The organism is Shewanella sp. 433 (genome assembly GCF_059338565.1).
The window spans coordinates 2,522,479-2,544,509 of the sequence record NZ_CM181703.1; the positions used below are offsets into that span (position 1 = coordinate 2,522,479).

Annotated in this window: 19 protein-coding genes; 10 read left to right on the forward strand and 9 right to left on the reverse strand. The window is 45.3% G+C overall.

Features of this window, described 5'->3' with window-relative positions; genetic code table 11:
• Positions 1 to 27 precede the first annotated feature (27 nt).
• Positions 28 to 219, forward strand: a complete 192-nt coding sequence (locus tag AC5YB1_RS11110) for a YnbE family lipoprotein (RefSeq protein ID WP_494521626.1) — start codon at positions 28 to 30, stop codon at positions 217 to 219.
• A gap of 25 nt (positions 220 to 244) precedes the next feature.
• A complete protein-coding gene (locus AC5YB1_RS11115; RefSeq protein ID WP_494519221.1) occupies positions 245 to 565 on the forward strand; it encodes a YdbL family probable chaperone protein in 321 nt (106 codons plus the stop codon).
• 80 nt (positions 566 to 645) lie between these two features.
• Here AC5YB1_RS11115 and AC5YB1_RS11120 read toward each other — a convergent pair whose 3' ends face one another.
• Positions 646 to 1,596: a universal stress protein gene (locus AC5YB1_RS11120; RefSeq protein WP_494519222.1), complete on the reverse strand. Its 951-nt coding sequence runs from the start codon at positions 1,594 to 1,596 to the stop codon at positions 646 to 648.
• Positions 1,597 to 2,044: 448 nt separating this feature from the next.
• Here AC5YB1_RS11120 and AC5YB1_RS11125 point away from each other — a divergent pair, with 448 nt between their 5' ends.
• Complete coding sequence (locus AC5YB1_RS11125) at positions 2,045 to 3,349, forward strand: anaerobic C4-dicarboxylate transporter (RefSeq protein ID WP_494519223.1); 1,305 nt, start codon at positions 2,045 to 2,047, stop codon at positions 3,347 to 3,349.
• A 100-nt stretch (positions 3,350 to 3,449) separates the two neighbouring features.
• Here the strand turns inward: AC5YB1_RS11125 and AC5YB1_RS11130 are convergent, their stop codons facing one another.
• The gene (locus AC5YB1_RS11130; protein WP_494519224.1) at positions 3,450 to 4,403 is read right to left on the reverse strand and encodes a sensor domain-containing diguanylate cyclase; all 954 of its coding nucleotides are present in this window, start codon (positions 4,401 to 4,403) and stop codon (positions 3,450 to 3,452) included.
• 141 nt (positions 4,404 to 4,544) lie between these two features.
• The gene (locus tag AC5YB1_RS11135) at positions 4,545 to 5,570 is read right to left on the reverse strand and encodes an isoaspartyl peptidase/L-asparaginase family protein (RefSeq protein WP_494521627.1); all 1,026 of its coding nucleotides are present in this window, start codon (positions 5,568 to 5,570) and stop codon (positions 4,545 to 4,547) included.
• 160 nt (positions 5,571 to 5,730) lie between these two features.
• Here AC5YB1_RS11135 and AC5YB1_RS11140 point away from each other — a divergent pair, with 160 nt between their 5' ends.
• Positions 5,731 to 7,575 carry an autotransporter assembly complex protein TamA gene (locus tag AC5YB1_RS11140; protein WP_494519225.1) on the forward strand — a complete coding sequence of 615 codons (1,845 nt, stop codon included), beginning with the start codon at positions 5,731 to 5,733 and terminating at the stop codon, positions 7,573 to 7,575.
• A complete protein-coding gene (tamB, locus tag AC5YB1_RS11145) occupies positions 7,572 to 11,414 on the forward strand; it encodes an autotransporter assembly complex protein TamB (protein WP_494519226.1) in 3,843 nt (1,280 codons plus the stop codon). The genes AC5YB1_RS11140 and tamB overlap by 4 nt, the downstream gene beginning before the upstream one ends.
• A gap of 235 nt (positions 11,415 to 11,649) precedes the next feature.
• On the opposite strand, the gene fadR is transcribed toward tamB, so the two are convergent.
• On the reverse strand, positions 11,650 to 12,408 hold the full coding sequence (gene fadR, locus AC5YB1_RS11150; RefSeq protein WP_475516731.1) for a fatty acid metabolism transcriptional regulator FadR: 759 nt from the start codon (positions 12,406 to 12,408) through the stop codon (positions 11,650 to 11,652).
• 299 nt (positions 12,409 to 12,707) lie between these two features.
• On the opposite strand from fadR, the gene nhaB reads away from it, so the two are divergent.
• Positions 12,708 to 14,303, forward strand: coding sequence for a sodium/proton antiporter NhaB (gene nhaB, locus AC5YB1_RS11155; RefSeq protein ID WP_494519227.1), 1,596 nt, complete (start codon positions 12,708 to 12,710; stop codon positions 14,301 to 14,303).
• 86 nt (positions 14,304 to 14,389) lie between these two features.
• Positions 14,390 to 14,911, forward strand: a complete 522-nt coding sequence (dsbB, locus tag AC5YB1_RS11160; protein WP_494519228.1) for a disulfide bond formation protein DsbB — start codon at positions 14,390 to 14,392, stop codon at positions 14,909 to 14,911.
• Between the two features lie 155 nt (positions 14,912 to 15,066).
• On the opposite strand, the gene AC5YB1_RS11165 is transcribed toward dsbB, so the two are convergent.
• The 3 genes from AC5YB1_RS11165 to AC5YB1_RS11175 all read right to left on the reverse strand — a co-directional run bounded on the left by AC5YB1_RS11165 (position 15,067) and on the right by AC5YB1_RS11175 (position 16,892).
• Positions 15,067 to 15,507 carry a YcgN family cysteine cluster protein gene (locus tag AC5YB1_RS11165; RefSeq protein ID WP_494519229.1) on the reverse strand — a complete coding sequence of 147 codons (441 nt, stop codon included), beginning with the start codon at positions 15,505 to 15,507 and terminating at the stop codon, positions 15,067 to 15,069.
• Positions 15,508 to 15,587: 80 nt separating this feature from the next.
• Positions 15,588 to 16,577 (reverse strand): lytic murein transglycosylase, encoded by a 990-nt coding sequence (locus AC5YB1_RS11170; protein ID WP_494519230.1) that lies wholly within the window; start codon positions 16,575 to 16,577, stop codon positions 15,588 to 15,590.
• Positions 16,578 to 16,610: 33 nt separating this feature from the next.
• Entirely contained in the window at positions 16,611 to 16,892 is a 282-nt protein-coding gene (locus AC5YB1_RS11175) for a YcgL domain-containing protein (protein WP_494519231.1), read from the reverse strand.
• 123 nt (positions 16,893 to 17,015) lie between these two features.
• Here AC5YB1_RS11175 and minC point away from each other — a divergent pair, with 123 nt between their 5' ends.
• Genes minC through minE form a run of 3 tightly spaced genes read left to right on the forward strand, consistent with a single transcriptional unit; the run spans position 17,016 to position 18,776 of the window.
• Positions 17,016 to 17,681, forward strand: a complete 666-nt coding sequence (gene minC, locus AC5YB1_RS11180) for a septum site-determining protein MinC (RefSeq protein WP_494519232.1) — start codon at positions 17,016 to 17,018, stop codon at positions 17,679 to 17,681.
• A gap of 25 nt (positions 17,682 to 17,706) precedes the next feature.
• Positions 17,707 to 18,516: a septum site-determining protein MinD gene (minD, locus tag AC5YB1_RS11185; RefSeq protein ID WP_494519233.1), complete on the forward strand. Its 810-nt coding sequence runs from the start codon at positions 17,707 to 17,709 to the stop codon at positions 18,514 to 18,516.
• 2 nt (positions 18,517 to 18,518) lie between these two features.
• Complete coding sequence (gene minE / locus AC5YB1_RS11190; protein WP_110458020.1) at positions 18,519 to 18,776, forward strand: cell division topological specificity factor MinE; 258 nt, start codon at positions 18,519 to 18,521, stop codon at positions 18,774 to 18,776.
• Positions 18,777 to 18,959: 183 nt separating this feature from the next.
• Here minE and rnd read toward each other — a convergent pair whose 3' ends face one another.
• Entirely contained in the window at positions 18,960 to 20,069 is a 1,110-nt protein-coding gene (gene rnd, locus AC5YB1_RS11195) for a ribonuclease D (protein WP_494519234.1), read from the reverse strand.
• Between the two features lie 157 nt (positions 20,070 to 20,226).
• Positions 20,227 to 21,900 carry a long-chain-fatty-acid--CoA ligase FadD gene (fadD, locus tag AC5YB1_RS11200; RefSeq protein ID WP_475516723.1) on the reverse strand — a complete coding sequence of 558 codons (1,674 nt, stop codon included), beginning with the start codon at positions 21,898 to 21,900 and terminating at the stop codon, positions 20,227 to 20,229.
• Between the last annotated feature and the right edge of the window lie 131 nt (positions 21,901 to 22,031).

Consider the following 22,031-nt stretch of genomic DNA (forward strand, 5'->3'; position numbering starts at 1 on the left):
GCTACAAAAAAGGAATCACTAGTGAAGATATTGCCGACGTTAATAAGCACCACCATAGCGGCCGCGCTATTAAGTACCATAGGCTGTTCACCCACGGTTAAAATCGAGCCGCCAGATAAGCCTATTGTGATTAATCTTAATGTTAAAATTGAGCACGAGATCAAGATCAAGGTCGACAAAGAGCTTGATGAGTTACTCAATAACAATGAGCTATTTTAACCCATTTTGAGATCAGGAAATCACCATGAAACGTCAAATACTTATACTCATAACCGGATTGCTGTTGAGCCTAAATGCGTTCGCTATCTCCTTACAAGAGGCCAAGAGTCAAGGTCTTGTCGGTGAGCAGGTGAATGGTTATTTAGGACTGGTCGTTAACAATAGCCAAGCCAAACAACTGGCTGACTCGGTCAATGCTAAGCGCCGAGCCCATTATCAAAAAATTGCCACGCAAAATGGCATTAGCGTCGAAGATGTCGCCAAACTGGCAGCAGAAAAGGCCATTGCCGCCGCCGATAGAGGTGAATATATCCAAACGCCTCAAGGTAATTGGATTAAGAAATAACCTTTAACTAGATACTTAACATAGTCACCAGCTAAGCAACTAACCTCCAGCGCCTATGAGATGGGCGCCTTTTCTTTTGCCTAATGATAAACCGCTGACGAGCGAGGTTTAACCACCAGTAGATCGCAATCGATACGATCGATCACCTGCTCAGCGGTATTACCACACATGCTAGAGAGCAAATTAGACTCGCCAGCATCGCCCACAATCACTAACTCCGAATCCACCTGCTTCGCCAGCACGGCTATGGCGTCTTCAGGGAGCGCTTTAGCCACATGAAAATGACTGGCTGGCACATGATGCCGGCTCTGATCCGGTAACAGGTGATAACGACTCGAATAGAGCGACAGTTGGCGCAAATGATACTGTTCATCAGTTTCAGGCATGACAGGTTGCTGAAAAGAGATACTGGGGTTATCACCATAATAGCAATCAAGCAGATGACAATTCCCCTTTAACAGTCGGGTAAAGTGTTCGGTCGTTTGTAATACCGTTTCATTTAACGATTGATGCTGCAGCCCTTCAGCGCAAGGCTCGACCAGAGATAAAATTCGCCCGCCTGGTTGCCAAGCATGATCTTTTACTATCACCACAGGCTTCGGTGACTCTTTAAGTAATCTCACATCTAATGATTTAATCGCTAACCAGTGCCATAACTTGCGAGTCGAGGCACTAATCAAAACCGCATCAACATGAAAATCTCGGCAACACTGCAACACATCATCAATAGCGTGGCACGATGTCGATGCATATGATATTGCAACGCCTGTATGAGCAACCGAGTGGATAAAGTCAACTAAACATTGACGTTTAGCGTCGATAGTTGGTGCACCATTATCGGCATTGGCTTGTTGGGTGTCTTGACTACGATAAAAAGTATGTACAAGGCGTGAGACAAAATGACTATGTTCAAGCAACATGACTAGGATATGCGCTTGACTTTTTTTGGCCATATAGGCGGCCCTTGAGATACCTCTAAAATTAAAATCGTGTTCATCGATAACCACTAGCAATCGTTTGTAGCTGTCCATAACGGATCCATCTTGCCATGGGGGAACCCTAATTGTAGTTGAGCCTGAGACGCTATTTGAAGCTGTTTACCGCATAAACACTGGGCTAGCGCCAAACAGCTGATAATGAAAATGATTACTGTTTATAACATTTTCGACTTAAAAAATCCGTTTGCCATAATACCGACCACAACGGTAATCTCTATTAGCGCCAGTACGAATGCCATAATAAATAGGCAATACAAATGGCAGGTAATGACGACAAGTTAATCCCCCCATTTTGTGGTGTAAGGCCGTTAGCGCATCTCACCGCTGTGAACAAGTTCACAAGGTACAGAAAAAGTGAATTAGTTGGCGCTACTATAGTGATTAAAGGCGTAAAATCAGTACATCGTGCATAAGCAAGTCATACTATTAATAAGCTTCCCTGCTCTCATACCGTCCTTTTGTTTTTACACCTGGAGTTTTTATGATCGCAATAGAGCTATTTGTAGTACTGGCCTTTATCTATCTAGGTGCCAGAATGGGCGGCATTGGCATAGGGCTGGCTGGCGGCGCAGGCGTGCTGGTGCTCACCCTCATCTTAGGCCTAGATCCCGGTCATATTCCGGTGGATGTCATTTTAATCATCATGTCGGTGATCGCTGCCATTGCGGCAATGCAAGTTGCCGGAGGATTAGACTGGCTAGTACAACTCTCTGAGACCTTTTTAAGAAAAAACCCCAAACACATCACCTTTTACGCACCGATCGTCACCTATTTTATGACGCTGCTTGCAGGCACAGGTCACACCGCATTTTCAACCTTGCCCGTTATTGCACAAGTCGCTAAAGAGCAAGGGATCCGCCCATCTCGGCCACTGTCGATTTCCGTTATCGCCTCACAAATTGCCATAACAGCATCGCCTATCTCAGCCGCTGTGGTGTTTTTCTCTGGCATACTCGAACCATTAGGCGTTGATTATCTGACATTATTGGCGATCTGTATTCCGGCGACTTTTTGTGCTTGTATGGTGGGCGCTATAGTCGCCAATGTGATGGGGAGTGAACTAAAAGACGACCCCATTTACCAGCAGCGTTTGGCTCAAGGACTGGTTAGCCAACAACAAAGTTCAACACAAGTGATCGCCCCTAGCGCTAAGCTCGCTACCGCCATCTTTATCAGTGCCATTGTTTGTGTCATCGTGTATGCCACCCTGATCTCCGATTCGGTGGCGCTGATCACCGAACCCACTTTAAGCCGTAACGATGCCATCATGGTATTTATGTTAACGGCCGCCGCGGCCATTGTGACCTTTACTCATATCGATGCCAGCAAGATCTCTGAGGCTTCCACGTTTAAGTCAGGAATGAGCGCCTGTGTTTGCGTACTCGGCGTCGCTTGGCTGGGTGATACCTTAGTCGCCGGTCATATTGATGAAATTAAAGATGTCGCGGCAGCGCTATTACAGCAGTATCCTTGGCTATTGGCATTAACGCTGTTTTTGGCGTCGATGCTGCTTTACTCACAAGGGGCAACGACCACCGCATTAATGCCAGCCGCGCTAGCCATTGGCGTTGCTCCCATGACAGCGATAGCCTCTTTTGCCGCAGTCAGTGCATTGTTTGTTTTGCCAACCTACCCAACATTATTAGCCGCTGTGGAGATGGATGACACAGGCTCGACCCGCATCGGTCGTTGGGTGTTTAACCACCCCTTCTTTATCCCCGGAGTGGTGACAATCGGCACCTCAGTACTACTTGGATTTGTCTTTGGCGAGCTACTGTTAGGCTAAGGACTTAGCAACCCAGCAAACTCAGGGGGTTATAAGCGCCCCCTGATGTGGAGGACCATAGAGTGAGTGGGCAAACGGGTGGCAAGCGCAATCTATACGCTTACTCACCAAGTGCGAGTGTGACAGAGGTTAACCCTTTCTTTTGATGCTTGTGACGATACATTTGCTCATCAGCCTGTTGCAACAGTTGGGTGATATCAGCCGCCTCATCAACCGCTACGGCAACCATGCCATAGGAAAATTGCAGCGGATAAGGCAGTTGCTCTCGCAACATAACTTCGTGTAAATGTTCACCAAAACGCTTAACCGCTGTTTGTGCAACAGCCGGTGTGCAATCATGGAAAAAAGCGGCAAACTCATCGCCGCCAAAACGACCCACAATGTCTGAATCACGCAAGGCAGTTAACATTTGCTGCGCAAACAGACACAAGACTTTATCGCCTTCACCATGACCATACTGATCATTAATCGGCTTAAAGTTATCTAAGTCGAGATAAACCAAGCACGCTGGCTGTTTATTGCGCTGCATCATTTGCAAGCTTTTATCGACCAGAGCCATAAAGCCGCGTCGATTCGCTATCCCTGTCAATTCATCACTGGTCGCCAGCTCGATAGCTGCTAGCTCATCTTCAACCATCATCGCCAGATCTTTAAGTGCCAGTTTATCCTCATCCGTTAACTGTCTAGGCTGATCATCGATAATACACAAGGTTCCCATCAATTGGCCATTGGGTGCATGTAGCGGTTGCCCTGCATAAAACCGCACATGCGGCGGTTCTGTGACTAGCGGATTGTTGGCAAAGCGGCTGTCTAGGGTGGCATCGCTAATATGAAACAGCTCATCTTTTAAAATGGCATGGCCACAAAAAGAGATATCCCTTGGCGTCTGACGCACATCAGTACCTATGGCAGACTTAAACCATTGTCTCTGTTTATCAACCAGGCTAACGCAAGCTATCTTGACATTAAATAAGCGCTTAGCCACTCGAGTGACACGATCAAAACGCTCTTCTGGTGCCGTGTCGAGAATATTCAACGCGGTTAACGTTGACAACCGACACGGCTCATTTGGGGGAATACTTGGGACCTGCATATATGGCCTCTGTTATTAAAGTAGTTTAAATTATCTGAGGCCTATCCAATGGCGCGAATTAGGCTAAGCGATTATCCAACCTAATACAAACATTCATGCTGACTAATTATTGTTCCAGATCAATACCTGCGCGGGTTCGCCGCTTTTTCGAGTCGCGCGGTACATGCCTTCAGTATTAAAGGGAGTTGCGATATTGCCACGTTGGTCGATAGCAATCACTCCTCCGGCACCGCCAGCAGTGATTAAACGTTGATTAATCACCTCATCGGCGGCCTGAATAATTGATTTTTGCTGGTATTTCACTCTCGCGCAGATATCTCCCGCCACGTGATAACGAATAAAATATTCTCCATGGCCGGTCGCCGACACTGCACACACCTTATTTTCAGCATAGGTACCAGCCCCAATGACCGGCGAGTCGCCAATGCGACCAAACCGTTTGGCTGTCATGCCGCCGGTAGAGGTTCCAGCGGCTAAATTACCCTGTTTATCCAGGGCCACCGCGCCAACAGTGCCGAACTTGTAATCGAGCTCCTGTGGATCGTCAAACAACAATGATGCTTGTGACGCGCCACTAACATCACCGACCTGAGCCGCCTTTAGCTTGGCTTTGGCATCGAGTAACTGCTGATAACGATGGTCATCATCAAAATAACTGACTGGCACAAGCTCAAAACCTTGGGTCAACGCGAACTCCTCGGCGCCACTACCAGATAGCATCACATGAGGCGAATGGTCCATCACACGGCGGGCGAGCGTGATCGGGTTCTTAATGTGTTTAACTCCCGAGATGGCCCCGGCATTTAGGGTACTGCCATCCATAATGGCGGCGTCCATCTCATGTTGACCATTAAAAGTATACACTGCGCCAACCCCTGCATTAAACAAGGGGCTATCCTCTAAGATGCTAATCGCGGCAGTGACCGCACTAAGGCTATCTCCGCCTTTGTCTAATACTTGATAACCCGCATCAACTGCTTGCTTTAATTTGGTGCGATAAGCTTGTTGCTGTGCATCACTCAACGCAGCTTTTGAAATCGTGCCAGCCCCACCATGAATGGCGATAGCAAACGGCTGTGATGATGTCGCGCCCACTGTTGTAGCAACGATACTCAAGAGTGCGGTCAAGCTAAATAATTTGATTGTACTGTTCACCTAAGGCTCCTTGCTATGGTTTGTATTGTTTGTACCGATTTTAATTATTAATTACAATCATCGTCTTGCTTGACCGTAATAATCTGCGACAATAAACCTTAATCACTTTTTAAATTAGATAAAGGCGTTTTGAGTGCGAATTTTTTTCGTTAAGTCGCTTCTCATCCTTGTGGTCATTTGGCTAGGCATTCATACATCAGTAGCATCAGCAAATCAATGGCTTAATATTAATATCCTTGGTGCAGATGAGACGTTAACCAAAAATATCACCGCCCATTTAAGCCCCTTACCAACATCTGAAGTACAACGCCGCGCTTTTTTATTTAATACCGCAGACAGCCTCGATGCCGCGCTACACTCACTCGGTTACTACCATGGTGTGGTCGACCAACAATTAGACAGTCCAGAACAAGGGCCATGGCAACTGACTTTAAGAGTCACTCCAGGTGAGCCAACCCGTGTTCAATGGGTTGATATTCAACTGAGCGGTGAAATTCGCCAAGATAAAGTCGTCAACATATGGTTATCCAAACTCGAACTAAAACCTGGTGATATTCTTAACCATGGCCAGTATGAAACCATTAAGTCGCAACTGCTCACCTTGGCATTAGCCCGTGGCTATTTCGATGGCCGTTACCTGACCAATACCATAGTGGTTAACCGTGATCTCAATCGCGCGCAAATTAATCTGCATTATGATTCTGGACCGCGTTATAAAATGGGCAGTGTCAATTTTACTGGCCATACGCTGATCCCAGGATTACTCGATCAGTTAATTCCCTTTGAAGCAAACACCAATTACAGCACCGGTGCACTAGGTGGCTTAAACCGTGAGCTGGTCGACACTGGCTATTTTACAAACATCAAAGTGTTACCCCAACTGGATAAAATTGAGCAGCAACTCGTCCCCATTAAGGTTGAACTTACCCCAAAACCCAGCCATTCAATTAAATTGGGGGTGGGTGTCGATATTGGCAGTTCGGCCAACAATAGTGTTGATCCAAGAGTACGTGTCACCTGGCAAACGCCGCAGATCAATCGTTATGGACACTCACAAGAGACCAGTATTGAGTGGTCTCCCGATCGGCCAAAATTTCTTACGACTTATACCATTCCGCTTAGCCACCCGCTGGATGATCAGCTTAAAATTCGGCTTGGCTTACTACGTGACAAATATGGGGTAACCCAATTGTACGACCCCGACGAACGCCGTTATGTTAATACCGGAGAACTCGAATCCACCAAGCGCACTGCTGGTGTACTGCGGCAAAAACGCCTTAACCATAATTGGTTACTCAGTTATTCACTCGATGCCATTAAAGAGTCCTATACGCAATCGGATACCTATTATGACCCCAATTTTTTACTCTTAGGCAGTAGTCTTAGCCACACTTATCGCGGCGACAATTCGCTGGATCCGAAATCAGGTTTCTATCAATATTACAGCGTAGAATATGCCGACCCCACCCTAGGTTCAGAAGTACGCCTAACACGACTACAAGCCAAATTTAAATGGATTGACACCTTTTTCGATAAGCACCGACTCGTCACACGTATGGACTTCGGTGCTAACCTTGCCGCCGACGACGACTTAGCAAACATCCCGCCCTCTTTACGCTATTTTGCCGGTGGCGATGAGAGTATCCGTGGTTATAGTTTTAATGAACTAGGGCCTTACATAGATTATCGAACTCAAGATGATCAATTAGCTCGTATGGTCGTTGGTGGTCGCTATTTAATGGTGGGCAGTATTGAATATCAATACTATGTCACCCCCACCTGGCGAGTAGCGACCTTTGTCGACGGCGGTAATGCCTTTGATGTCGACCAAATCGACCCCATTGTCGCCGTCGGTGCTGGCATCCACTGGATCTCTCCTATTGGCCCGATCAAGCTAGATTTAGGGGTGGGCCTCAACGAGTCAGAAACCGTTGAGCGCTCATGGCGGATCCACTTGTCGATGGGGGCTGAGTTATGACCCAATCGACACACAAACCACCAATATCTGACTTACCGACCGAAGAAGCAACCGCTCAAGGCAAAACCTTCGCCACGCGATTACTTCGTTGGCTTAAAAACACCATCCGCTTCGTATTCTATGTACCGCTTTCACTGTTAGTCATTGTTGCCGTGTTATTTGGAACCCCATTTGGCAGCCGTATCGCTGTGAGTATCGCCGATACATTTATCGACGGATTAACGCTTAACTACCAATCTGGCACCCTTAACAAACAACTGAGTTTATCCCTGGCCCGTTGGCAAATGCGTGGACTGACAGTCGCAATTGATGACTTAACACTCGATTGGCGGCCACTATGCCTACTGCAACGTCAGCTCTGTGTGGAGGCATTAACGGCCACGGCCGTCAATGTCGATATCGATACTGCCGAGCTCAGCGCCGACGCTGCAGAGCCCAAAATTGACCCCGTTACAGAACAAGGCCTACTGCAACTGCCTGTCGATATTTTATTGAGTCATACGCAACTGCAACAAATTAAGGTGGCGGTCGATAAGATGCGATTTAACGCTCAGCAGCTCAGTGGCCAAGCCAGCTGGTTAACTAATGGCCTACGTATCCACTCGCTCGACAGCCTAGGACTATTAGTCTCTATCCCCAAAAATGAGGCTGAGCCACTCACAACGGTAGCCGATCCCCTGGATAGCCCATGGCCCCTTGCAAGCTTGCCGCAAGTCGCCATGCCTATGCCCATTTTTGTCGATAATTTGCAATTGAGCGACAGTCAATTGCAACTGGGCGATCGCACTGACAACTTCGCCAGTATCCATTTACAAGGTAACTACATTGACTATCTTCTTGCTGTGGATCTATTGCAAGTCACCCATGATTACGGTCAAATCACTGTCGATGGTGACATTACGCTTAGCGCCCATTACCCAATGGCCCTTCAAGTTGAGGCGACAATCGATAACATAGCTGAACTACCAAGCTTGTCTCAGCAAACCCTCGAACTAAACCTGAGTGGTGACCTACAGCGGTTGCAGCTAACGGCCGCAGGCCAAGGACATATTAACTTAGCCTTAGAAGGTGAAATTGATTTAGCCGATCCCGAGCTCCCCTACCAGCTCAAATTGACTAGCGAACAACTTATGTGGCCGCTCGATGCGCCACTATATCGAGCACAAGCTATCACGCTGGAAACGGCAGGGTCGCTTAGCCAACAACAGGCTAAAGTGAATGGCCACGTTTTGACCCCTTATCATCCTATGCTGCAGCTGGATGCTCAGTTGAGTCACAGTGAGCAAACGGTCACGATAAGCCAATTGGCCATCATTAGTGATATGGGTAACCTGCAAGCTTTAGGCTCTGTGGGTTATGGCGATGAGATCAGGTGGGACTTAGCCATAACCAGTGACTCGCTACAATTGGCATCTCTGACGCTTGATAATGAGACCACCTTACCAAATACCAATATCAGCGGTTCATTGATAAGTCAGGGCTCAGTGGCTGCTAAACAATGGCAAGTAGCCATTCGCGAGGCAGCGCTGCAAGGCCAGATAGATCAGTACCCGTTACGAGTAGAAGGAGATGTTAATCTTAACCATTTATGGCAACTTAACGCTAATCGCTTAGTGCTTCACGCGCTAGACGCAGAGTTGGCTATATCAGGAAACGTTGACCAACAATGGGCGCTCGGTGGTCAATTAGCTATTCCGGCGCTGAATTTATGGCACCCCGATGCCTCCGGAAGCATTAATGCCAAGATCACGGTTTCTGGTGACAGCCAACATCCTGAGCTGGCTCTGAATGTTGACAGTCGCGATCTTAGTTTTGCTGGTAATGCTGTAGATAAAACTCACCTAACAGCTTTTTATCGACCATTGGATGATCACCAATTTGCCTTATCAATGAACGCCTCAGCAATCGTCATGCCTGCGGTAGAATTTGACTCTATCACCCTTGGAATACAAGGCGATCAAGCGGTGCAGCAACTGAGTCTACAAAGTGAAGGCGATGTAATTTTAGACAGTGCGATAGCATCGACGTTTGATATGGACAAACAACAACTCGCACTGTCAGTCAATAAGCTAAACCTTGATTCTCTGCTTGGATTAGTCCAGCTTAATCACCCCATTGTGTTTAATTGGGATAATAATGCCCAACAAGGAAACATCGACCCATTTTGCTGGCAACATCAACACGGAAAACTGTGTCTCAACGACGATGTAGAACTTGGCAAATCTGGCGATGCCAATATTCAGTTTGCCGGGGATATTGGCGCACTGATTAAACCATTATTACCAGTAAACATGTCGTGGCAGGGCCCTGCGACTCTCGAATCACAGCTAAGTTGGGCACCGCAGCAAAAACCACAAGCACGGGTTGATTTAAACTTCAGTGCTGGGCAGGTCTTATTACAAACCAGTAAACGAAAACTGGAAAGTCGTTATCGACAACTGCAGTTTAATGCTGCATTAGACGCAGAACAATTCGTCTTAAATGCCCAGCTTGATGCGCAGGAATTGGCGCAACTTAACAGCTATGTAGCCATAGGTGTCGGTCCAGAAAAGCCCCTATCAGGTAATATCAACATCGCTAATATTGATCTGCAGGCTCTGGCCAATTTCACCCCACAATTGGCCACCTTAAATGGGCAAATCGACAGTGCACTGCAGTTATCAGGCTCCTTAAGCCAACCTCAGGTAACCGGTAACATCGATCTATCCCGGGGCAAATTACTCGCAGCGGCTAATCCAACCTTACTCGATGACATCAATATCGCTGTTCGGCTACAAGGACAAGCGGCCAGTGTTCAAGGTGGCTGGACAATGGGCAATGGTAAAGCCAACTTAAGTGGTGATCTCGATTGGGGCGGTGAAGCATTTCAAGGCAATTTAGCGGTTAACGGTGATAAGCTTGCCGTTATCCAACCGCCGATGGTCATTTTAGATGTATCACCCGACATAAACATTACCTTTGGACCAGAGCGTTTGGATGTCAGTGGGATAATTAATGTGCCCACTGGCCATATCAATATTGTTCAACTGCCCGAAGGGGGGGTAGCCGAATCCAGCGATGTGGTCTTTAACGATAGTAAAGCCAGTGAACAGCAGAAGGTCAATCCTATCGCCATCACCTCTAAAATTGACATCCAAGTAGGCGATCAGTTAACCATTGACGGTATGGGATTAACGGGTCGACTACAAGGCACCTTAACGCTTCGTCAAGAAGCCTTTAAACCCCCCTTGTTGTATGGCGATGTAAAAGTGGTTGATGGATTTTATAAATTTATGGGGCAGAAACTCGCAATCAACACCGGTGAAGTGCAATTTATAGGGCCTATCGATGTCCCTAACCTCAATATTGAAGCGGTACGAGAAATTAAAAGCGAAGATGTCATCGCCGGAGTCCGCGTCACTGGTACGCCTTTAAAACCCATTGTCACCCTCTTCTCTTCGCCAACCAAGGAGCAAGCGGAGATCTTGTCATACATTGTCAAGGGAACTGGCTTTAACAATAATAGTGACTCACAAAATAACGCCTTAATGATGGGAGCGGCATTAACCCTTGGTAACCAATTGGGTGGCGGTGCAGTCAATAACATTGGCAGTTCAGCGACAGGCATCGTTGAGAAATTTGGTCTTTCTAATGTACAGCTCGATGCTAATGATGATGGTAAGGTGGCTATTAGTGGCTTTATTGGTGATAACTTAATGGTCAAATATGGTATTGGTGTCTTTAACCCAGGTTATGAGATGACGGTGCGCTACTATTTACTGTCTCAGCTCTATTTAGAAAGTGTCTCAGGCACGGTAGAGAAATCACTCGATATCTATTACAACTTTAATATCGATTAGCCAATTTAAACTTTAATAAGTGCATCATTACTTTTCGCATTCGGTTGACGAAATAATGCCACGCCGAGAATAGCTATAGCGAAAGGTCAACCGACATCCATAAAAAACCGCAGTTCACAAACGAATGTGAATGCGGTTTTTGTGTTAATGACGTTAGCAACACTAAAAGTTAGCAGATAGCAACAAGCCTCACTATGGATGCTGCTTGGATTGGCGGTTGCAGCTTAGCTTGTCATCACAATGATTTTTCAGCCTGGAGCAAGAGATCATTTTTATGTCGTTGCCAAACTTTACCACTATTGATGCCGTAACTGCGCATCAACACAGGAATGTCATTATGATTATGCTCTTTGGCTAACGCCTCTAGTGCCTGATAAAAATCAAGCGCCAGTTCACGAGCCTGATCAATGGCAAAATACTCTTTACCAACTCGGCTATATAAACCTTTAAACCCATTTAAGATCAATACATAAAGCGGATTACCCGAATGATAGGCAAGCGCATGATGCAATTGGTAGTCGAAATCGATATAGGCCTTTGCTTCATCTTTTAATGTCGCTAATGGTGCCAACGCTTCTAATACTTTATCCGGATTATAACGCACTGCACCTTTAAAATAGATAGCGCTGATATTGGTGCGAGCCGACAAGAGTTGTTCTAGTAATACAGGCTCGCCAGCAGGGTTAAGTTCGGCAATGGTTTCTAATACATTTAAGCCAGAGGTTTCCCAAATATCATTAACCCGAGTTGGTTTACCATGTTGGATGGTTAACCAACCATCTCGTGCTAAGCGCTGTAACACTTCTCGAAGTGTAGTACGGGTAACCCCGATAAGTTCCGATAGTTCACGCTCAGCAGGCAAAATTGAACCGGGAGGAAATTTCCCTTCCCAAATAGAGCGAACAATATATTTTTCAGCAAAGCTTGCGGGCCCTTTCGCTTCAATTATATCTTTGTTTTTCGGCGGTACTGGTGCTTGGGGGACAGTTGTCATCAGGCCACTATTCCAAATAAATGAGATTATCTTAATACTGATCATACCAGAGCGACGAAAAATGGAAACCTAATCCGCGATATTAACTACTCACACCTAGAAGGACGAAGCTCTCAATTTTCACTTAAACGTGCTGCATATCAAAAAATAACCAATTCAAATTTTGTTGTAGCCCTGTGTTTTTAAACTTTAGCTTTATAAAAGTATTAATTTATAGATATCATTAGGCTACACTGTCCGAACTTCGGACCGTTCCTTGTCTATTTTTATCAAAACAATTATACATTTGAGAGGGTGCCATGCCTGTGACTATGAGTCGGGCGTTTATTGACAATTTCTTAGGAAACTCTCCTAAGTGGTTCAAATTCGCAATTATATCATTTCTAGTGATTAACCCCATTATATTCTATATCAACCCATTTATTGCCGGTTGGTTATTGGTGGTTGAGTTCATATTTACCTTGGCTATGGCCTTAAAGTGTTATCCGTTACAACCTGGGGGGCTGTTAGCCATCGAGGCCGTGATTATCGGCATGACCTCCCCCAGCCAAGTTCTGCATGAAATTGAAGCTAATCTTGAAGTATTATTATTGCTGATCTTTATGGTTGCCGGTATCTACTTCATGAAACAGTTATTGCTGTTTGTCTTCACGAAGATGATCACTAAGGTACGCTCTAAAATTGTCGTTTCTTTGATGTTCTGTATTGCATCGGCATTTTTATCGGCGTTTCTCGATGCTCTAACCGTTATTGCGGTTATCATCGCTGTAGCTGTTGGTTTCTACTCCATTTACCACAAAGTTGCGTCAGGTAAAAACTTTGCAGATGACCATGATCACACCAACGATCAACATGGTGAAGGCTTCTCTTTATGTGAAGATGAGCTCGAAGCCTTCCGCGGATTTTTGCGTAACCTATTGATGCACGCAGGTGTGGGTACGGCATTAGGTGGTGTATGTACCATGGTTGGTGAGCCACAAAACCTCATCATCGCCGCACAAGCCAATTGGCAATTTGGTGAGTTTGCCCTGCGTATGGCGCCAGTGACTGTGCCCGTGTTTATCGCGGGGATATTCACCTGTTTCTTAGTTGAAAAATTCAAAGTCTTTGGTTACGGCCAGCAATTACCTGAAGCTGTACATAAAATCTTGGCAGATTATGCTTCACATGAAGATGCTCGACGCACTAAACATGACAAAATGAAGCTGACTATTCAAGCGTTAGTCGGTGTTTGGCTCATTGTCGGGTTAGCATTCCACTTAGCGTCAGTTGGCTTAATCGGCTTGTCAGTTATTATTATCACCACCGCATTTAATGGTGTCACTAACGAACATGCCTTAGGTAAAGCGTTTGAAGAAGCCTTACCTTTCACGGCGTTACTCGCCGTGTTCTTCGCCATTGTTGGGGTGATTATCGATCAGCAACTGTTTGCCCCAGTGATTCAGTGGGCATTAAGCTATGAAGGTAATACACAGTTAGTGATTTTCTATATTGCGAATGGTTTACTGTCAATGGTCAGTGACAACGTGTTTGTTGGTACCGTTTACATTAACGAAGTCAAAGCTGCGTTACTGGATGGACAAATTACCCGAGATCAGTTTGATCTACTGGCAGTGGCCATTAATACCGGTACTAACTTACCTTCAGTAGCAACACCTAACGGCCAAGCTGCATTCTTATTCCTGCTGACTTCAGCAATCGCACCACTTATTCGTCTCTCGTACGGACGCATGGTGTGGATGGCTCTCCCCTACACTATCGTATTATCGATTATTGGAGTATTGGCGATTGAGACTGGGTATTTAGCTGACATGACGCAATACTTCTATGATTCACAGATGCTGATCCATCATTCGGTAGCGGAAGTGAGTCAAGGCGCTGTTAGCGTTCATTAAATGATAATTGACCTAAACGAACTAGTTTCGTAAAGTCTTAAAAACGCCTCTTAATGTAAGAGGCGTTTTTTATAGGAGAAGTTTGTTTGAGCCCACTAACCCGTTTTGCCCAATCCCGTGTTGCATGGATAACCTTATTCAGCAGTGCACTGGTTCTTGAATCTTGTGCTCTATATTTTCAATATGTGATGCAGTTAACCCCCTGCGTAATGTGTATTTACCAGCGCCTTGCCCTGTTTGGGGTATTGTTTGCTGGCGCATTGGGTTGCATAGGTTACCGTTATCGTTTAGTGCGGCTATTGAACATTATATTATGGGGAGTGAGCGCTGCATGGGGCTTAAAGCTCGCGATAGAACTAGTGGATATGCAAACCAATCCATCGCCTTTTTCGACCTGTTCATTTCTGCCCGAATTTCCGACTTGGATGCCATTACATGAGTGGTTACCTTCGGTATTCATGCCAACAGGTATGTGCACCGATATTCCCTGGCAACTATTTGGCGTCACTATGGGCCAATGGATGATAGTGGCATTTTCAGTCTATTTACTTGCCTTGGCTATTTTCGCCATCCCCGCTTTGAGTAAAACTAACGAGCAAGGTAATTAATCGGCGGGCCTTAGTTAAATGACCATAAAAATGCCCGGGTAGTGATACTCGGGCATTTTTATGGTGTGTATAGTGGCCAAGCGTTCTATTTAACGCTCCTTCGCACACTAACGATTAATCGTTCAGTATGGCAAAGTCAATATAGGTAGGCACAGTTACTCACAATCCTTGAGCGGCCATAACACTATATGATCTTCTAAGTATTTCACTTTAGTCTCGTTAACCACTTTATCTTGAGTCGACATACCCAGTGCATGCATCATCTGTTTATCGCCAGCGATTAACGGATGCCAACTGGGTAAACTACGACCTAAATATAGCCGGCGATATGCACAGCTGTCGGGTAACCACGTGAGATCCGCAATATTATCGAGTGTCACTTTAGTGCAGCTTGGAACGAAGTCAAAACGCTGCTCATAATGGCGACATTGGCATTGCTGGGCATCAAGTAATTGACAGGAAGCATTGGTGTAATACAACTCCTCTGTCTCGTCATCGATAACCTTATTTAAACAACATTTGCCACAACCATCACACAACAACTCCCACTCTTCACTGGTTAATTGTGCTAGAGATTTTTCATTCCAAAAAGCCATAGTTCTCATTCTACAAAATGCCTACAAACGCAGGCGAGTTTACACTATTTTAGCCTAATGCGGCAGATGCCAGTACCAAGCTACTTAATGGCTGGAAATTTAATTCGTTCGGATAGATAGGTCAAAGACAAGGCATAAAAGTCAGAAGGGTTCCATTGGGTCAATGCTCGATAATTGTCATACACCAAATACTTACGACCGTTGATGCCGTCGGGCATAATGAGCGATACTTGCATATCTTGCCTGCTTGGTAAATTGGAGCCATCGAAACGCTTAACACCTAATGCCTGCCACTGAGCAAAGCTCTTGTGCGTCTCTAAGCCAATCAGATCTCGGGGAATCGCCTTTGGCACTTGTACTTGTCGACCCCAGGTTGCCTCGTCATTCCAGCCTAATTGGTTTAAATAATAAGCCGTGGAGGCAAACGCATCACTTAGATTGCTCCAGATATCGATAACGCCATCATTATCACCATCTTTAGCAAAACGCGCATAATCGCTAGGAGTAAAGTGTGCATAGCCCATTTTGCCTAACGCGTTACTTTTAAGCTCTGCAAACTCAACCTGCTTATGCTCAATAAGCTTGAGCGCATCCATAAATGCTTGACGGTTTGCCACTTCGTTATCACCGCGATAGCCATTTGATGCCGCCACAGTTAATACGGGATAATGACCAACATCATCTCCTAGTTGAGATGTCAGCCCCCATAAAGCGATGATAAAACGAGGCTGTACGCCATATTGTTCGCCTAAAAGATCAAATTGTGTTTTATTCGCCTTATACAGGCTTCTAGAACGAGTAACGATAGACTCTGGTACTAAGTAAGATAAATATTGCTCTAAGTTAGATGGCGATTCGGGCATATTGGCATTAAACGACGCCTTCTTAAACAACTTAATTTGCGGAAATACCTGTTTGACTGTGGTCGCAGAAACCCCTTCATTTAAGGCTTGTTGTTGTAACACATCAAGATATTGCTCAAACGAGAGCTCTGAAGACTTTGCTTCGACCACTGCTATTGATAATACAGTGGATAATAGTAAGGTTCCCCACAAGGTATTTACAAACATGCATATTCCTTTATTAATTAGTCATGCAAATAATCAGTCGCGGCTATAGCCTATCTCTTGCTTATATTCTTCAAGAAGATTTTTGGGTGGTGGCGGTAACTGAAGATAATAGCCCTTCTCTTTAAGTTCAACCTTTACCTTATTAATATCGGCAATGCCTAAATGTTGACGCTTATCTAGTGGCACTATCATGACTAATTCTGGTACACCAAACATCTGCATCAGAGCCTCGGGAACCCGCTCAAATTCATTACGTTTTTCAATAAATAGATAACAGTCAGCTTTTAATCGACTTTTATATACTGCACAGATCATATTGGGGGAATTTCCTGTTTATTCAACTTGCCAGCAAATGAGGCACACTATACCATGTGGCCTAGGATTATAGTAATCTCTAACTGGCTAAGCTGGTTTATTTTATAAAGAGCAAAATTAGGAATGCAGAAACCTAGCCTCGAATTAAAAGGCTCTTCATTTACGCTTTCAGTACTGCACATTAATCATGCTGATCTCAATAAAGTTGCCGTTGAATTAGACAGTAAATTAGCTATTGCGCCGCAATTCTTTATCGGTGCACCGCTAGTGGTAAATTTAAGCAGTATTAATGATGCCAATTACCCTTTAGCGGGGCTAAAAGACTTGCTACTGTCTCGTAATTTAGTGATTGTTGGGATCACTGGGGCACCAAGCGCTATAGCCAATCAGGCCAAATCACTTGGGCTAGCCATCATTAAATCCGGTAAACAGAGTGCTAACCAACCGCAGTTACCCAGAACCACCAAAATAGTGAAACAAAACATTCGCTCAGGACAGCAGATCTACGCTCAAAATGGCGATCTCATTATTGTCGGCGCTGTGGGTAATGGTGCTGAAGTGATTGCAGATGGCAGCATACATATATACGGTAGTCTTAGAGGTAAAGCCATGGCGGGTGCCAATGGTGACAAAAATGCCGTCATTATTGCACAAACGCTGGACGCAGAACTTGTGTCCATCGCTGGACAATATTGGCTAACCGAAAATCTTCAGGCACATGCCACGATAAAAAGCGGTTGTATTCGGCTCGAAGGTGACAGCCTTACCCTCGACGCGTTATCGCTATAGCAACACATTAAGGATAGAAATGCACATGGCACAAATCATTGTTGTCACTTCAGGTAAAGGCGGAGTGGGCAAAACCACTTCTAGCGCAGCGATAGCCACTGGGTTGGCCTTAAAAGGACATAAAACAGTCGTAGTCGATTTCGATATCGGCTTACGCAACCTCGACCTAATAATGGGTTGTGAGCGTCGGGTGGTTTATGATTTCGTCAACGTGATTAACGGCGAAGCCAATTTAAACCAGACTTTAATCAAAGATAAGCGTACCAGCAATTTGTATATTTTGCCGGCTTCGCAAACTCGAGACAAGGACGCGCTGACCAAAGAAGGCGTTGGCCGAGTGCTTGACGAACTGCGTAAAGAGTTCGAGTACATTATTTGCGATTCTCCCGCCGGAATTGAAACAGGCGCAATGATGGCACTCTACTTTGCCGATATCGCTATCGTCACGACCAACCCAGAAGTTAGCTCAGTGCGCGATTCAGACCGTATCTTAGGCATGTTGCAGAGTAAATCTAAGCGCGCTGAAGACGGTTTAGAGCCTGTCAAAGAGTTCTTATTGTTAACCCGTTACTCGCCTACTCGTGTGGCAACAGGTGAAATGCTGAGCGTGGCTGACGTTGAAGAAATTTTAGCCATCCCACTTTTAGGGGTTATTCCTGAGTCTCAAGCGGTATTAAAAGCCTCAAACTCTGGTATTCCCGTCATCATAGATCAAGAGAGCGATGCTGGTCAGGCTTATGCTGACAGTGTGGCCCGTTTAGTCGGTGAAAACGTTGAGATGCGTTTTATCACCGAAGAGAAAAAAGGATTCTTAAAAAGGATATTTGGTAGCTAATTATGTCTTTACTCGATTATTTTAAAACCAAGAAAACACCGAGCACTGCAGTTACTGCCAAAGAGCGACTGCAAATCATTGTGGCCCACCAACGTGGTGAGCGCGATGTGCCTGACTATTTTCCTGCGATGAAGCAAGAGATCATCGAAGTGATCCGTAAGTATGTGCAGATTGACTCAGACCAAGTGACTGTGCAGCTAGATCAAAACGATGACCACCTATCGGTACTTGAACTGAACGTGACCTTGCCTGAAAAATAGTCGCCATCTCACCCAACATACTGTTTAACTTGATAAGGTGGCAAACAGTAAATTGGTACCGAGACAAATAAGCCCTCATGATGAGGGCTTATTTATTATGACAACTTATTGATGAAGGCTTATCGATGGAACTTATTCATGAGTCAAACAACATCATGATGTAAGCCTAACTGCGCACTGAAGTTAAATGACCAACTGCTGCAGTTTATCTTGTACCAGTGAAGCTCGCCAACCGCACAATAATAGCGGTAAATCCCCCGTTTGCCCTTCCCAGCGCCACTGTAAATATTCATGAATATGACGTTTTGAGCCAATCAGCTCCATCGGCACATCCTGCTGCTCGGCAATCTCTGTTAAACAGTTTTTGATATTTTTAAAGGCCGACTTATAGCCCGGCTTTAATGCAATCACATCAATCGCGTTAGGCAAATTAGCCAGATCCACGGTGGCCATCACAGCCACTATCGCCTTAGCATGAACCCGCTTTTCTTGCTCAGTAAGTTCAGACATCTTAAAGATATCGGCTGTTGTTTTAGGCTGTTTTTTAGCTAGCGCGATCAATGCATGATCTTTAATCACAAAACCAAGGGCTAAATCTTTGGCAAGGGCTTTTTCAAGACGCCATTTAGCCAGCACTTTTAAATATGCCAGCTGTTTAGGGTTAAGCTGAAAAGCATTTTTCACTTTAAGGTAAGCCGCTTCACCATCGGGAGCATCAAGGCGCCCTTGCGTCATGCGCTCACCTTCTTCATAAAGCCAAGCTAATCGGCCCGTCGCCTCAAGCTTAATCACCAGTTGCGGATACAGCTGATAGAGGTATTCGACATCATTGGCCGCATAATGTAACTGCGCCTCGCTCAAAGGGCGCTTAAGCCAGTCGGTACGTGACTCACCTTTATCTAAGGTAATATTTAAACAGTGCTCTACCAACTTAGCGTAACCTAAGCCATGTCCTAGGCCACATAAGGCCGCAGCAATTTGGCTGTCGAACAAGACTTTAGGCTGGCATAGGCCATATTTTGCTAACACTTCGAGATCTTCACTACAAGAGTGCAACACTGTAATAATATCGTCACGTTGGAACAGTGCCCAAAAACTGCTGAGATCATTCACCGCCAATGGATCGATTAAGGCCAACGATTTCCCGTCATACACCTGAATTAAGCCTAAACGCGCATAATAGGTGCGTGTGCGAACAAACTCAGTATCCAGCACCAGCACACTCGCTTGACTATACTGCGCCACAAGCTCAGTTAGGCTTGCATCATCCTCTACATATTGAAACGCTAACAATCTCATCTCCCCAAACACGGCTTTACTTATCGCAGTGACATTAATTCAACGTGCGCTTGTTTAATGTCACCGCGATTAACACAAAAGCCGGCAATAAGCGCCGGCTTTGAGTTAACATTAATACGGTTAATACCTAATCTCTACTAACTAAGCTTAACTACGCAGATTTGGCCTCATCGCGGAGTTCGCGGCGTAAAATTTTGCCGACATTACTCTTAGGTAACTCATCCCTAAATTCTACCAGCTTAGGCACTTTATATCCCGTCAAATGATGACGACAATGCTTAATTAGCTGCTCTTCGGTCAAAGATTTATCATTAGCGACCACAAAAATCTTCACCAATTCGCCACTGACCTCGTGAGGTACACCAACGGCAGCGACTTCTATCACCTTTGGATGCAGTGCAACTACCTCTTCGACTTCATTAGGAAACACATTAAAACCTGACACCAAGATCATGTCTTTTTTACGATCGACAATAAAGAAAAACCCTTGCTCGTCCATGTAACCTATATCGCCGGTCGCGAGATAGCCTTGGGCATCGATGACCTTGGCCGTTTCTTCAGGACGCTGCCAATAGCCTTTCATTATCTGTGGGCCTTTAGCAAACAACTCTCCCGTTTCCCCTTGCGCTAATACATTACCGTCATCATCACGCACTTGCATATCGGTATTGGCAACAGGAAAGCCAATCGAACCGTTATAGCCTTCAAGATTATAAGGGCAGCAGGCCACCAGAGGTGAAGCTTCAGTTAGGCCATAACCTTCTAGTAATTTAGTCTTGGTGAGCCCCTGCCACTTATCGGCTACCGCACGTTGCACCGCCATACCACCGCCAATAGACAGCTTAAGCGCAGAAAACTCTAACGCCTGAAACTCTTTAGAGTTCACCAAGGCATTAAACAGGGTATTCACCCCGGTCAGTGCCGTAAATGGGTGCTTCTTTAACTCAGCCACAAACGCTGGGATATCTCTCGGGTTGGTGATCAATAGATTATTTGCTCCTTTATGTAGGAACAATAAGCAGTTAACCGTTAGTGCAAAGATGTGATATAGGGGTAGCGCCGTGACCACAAACTCTTTGCCGTTTTCCAGTAAAGGAGAGTAAGCGGCATCGGCTTGCAGTAGATTACTGACAATGTTGCCATGAGTGAGCATCGCACCTTTAGAGACGCCAGTGGTGCCACCGGTATATTGCAAAAAGGCCACGTCATCGGCATCAAGAGACGGCTTAACATACTGCATGCGGCGGCCTTTAGATAAAGAGCGACGCATCGAAATGGCATGTGGAAGGTGATATTTAGGCACCATCTTCTTAATGTATTTCACCACGAAATTCACTAAGGTGCGTTTAGGCGCGCTCAGTAAGTCACCGAGTCCGGTTAAAATTACGCTTTCAACAGCAGTGTCTTCAACCACTTCTTCCAGCGTACTGGCAAAATTAGAGACCACAACAATCGCTTTGGCACCCGAATCATTAAGCTGGTGCTTTAATTCTCTCGGGGTATACAGTGGATTGACGTTGACCACCACCATACCTGCACGCAAAATACCAAATAGCGCAATAGGATATTGCAACAAATTTGGCATCATGATGGCAACGCGATCGCCTTTTTGCAGCTTAAGTTCATTTTGTAAGTAGGCGGCAAACGCACGGCTACGCTCTTCGAGTTTACGGTAAGTCAGTGTCGCGCCCATATTCACAAATGCAGGCTGATCGGCATATTTTGCCACTGAACTTTCAAACAGATCGATTAACGAACTGTACTGTTTCTCGTTAATAATGGCGGGTACATCATCGGGTAAATTGTTCGTCCAAAGCTGTTCCACTAGTCTCTCCTAAATCCAGAGGCAGAGTTATTGTGAATGAAATCAATCACTAATCGTTTCAAATAATAGAAACTAAACACTGACTTATCAATATTGTAAGTAACACCCAAAAATCATACGGGCGTTTTAAT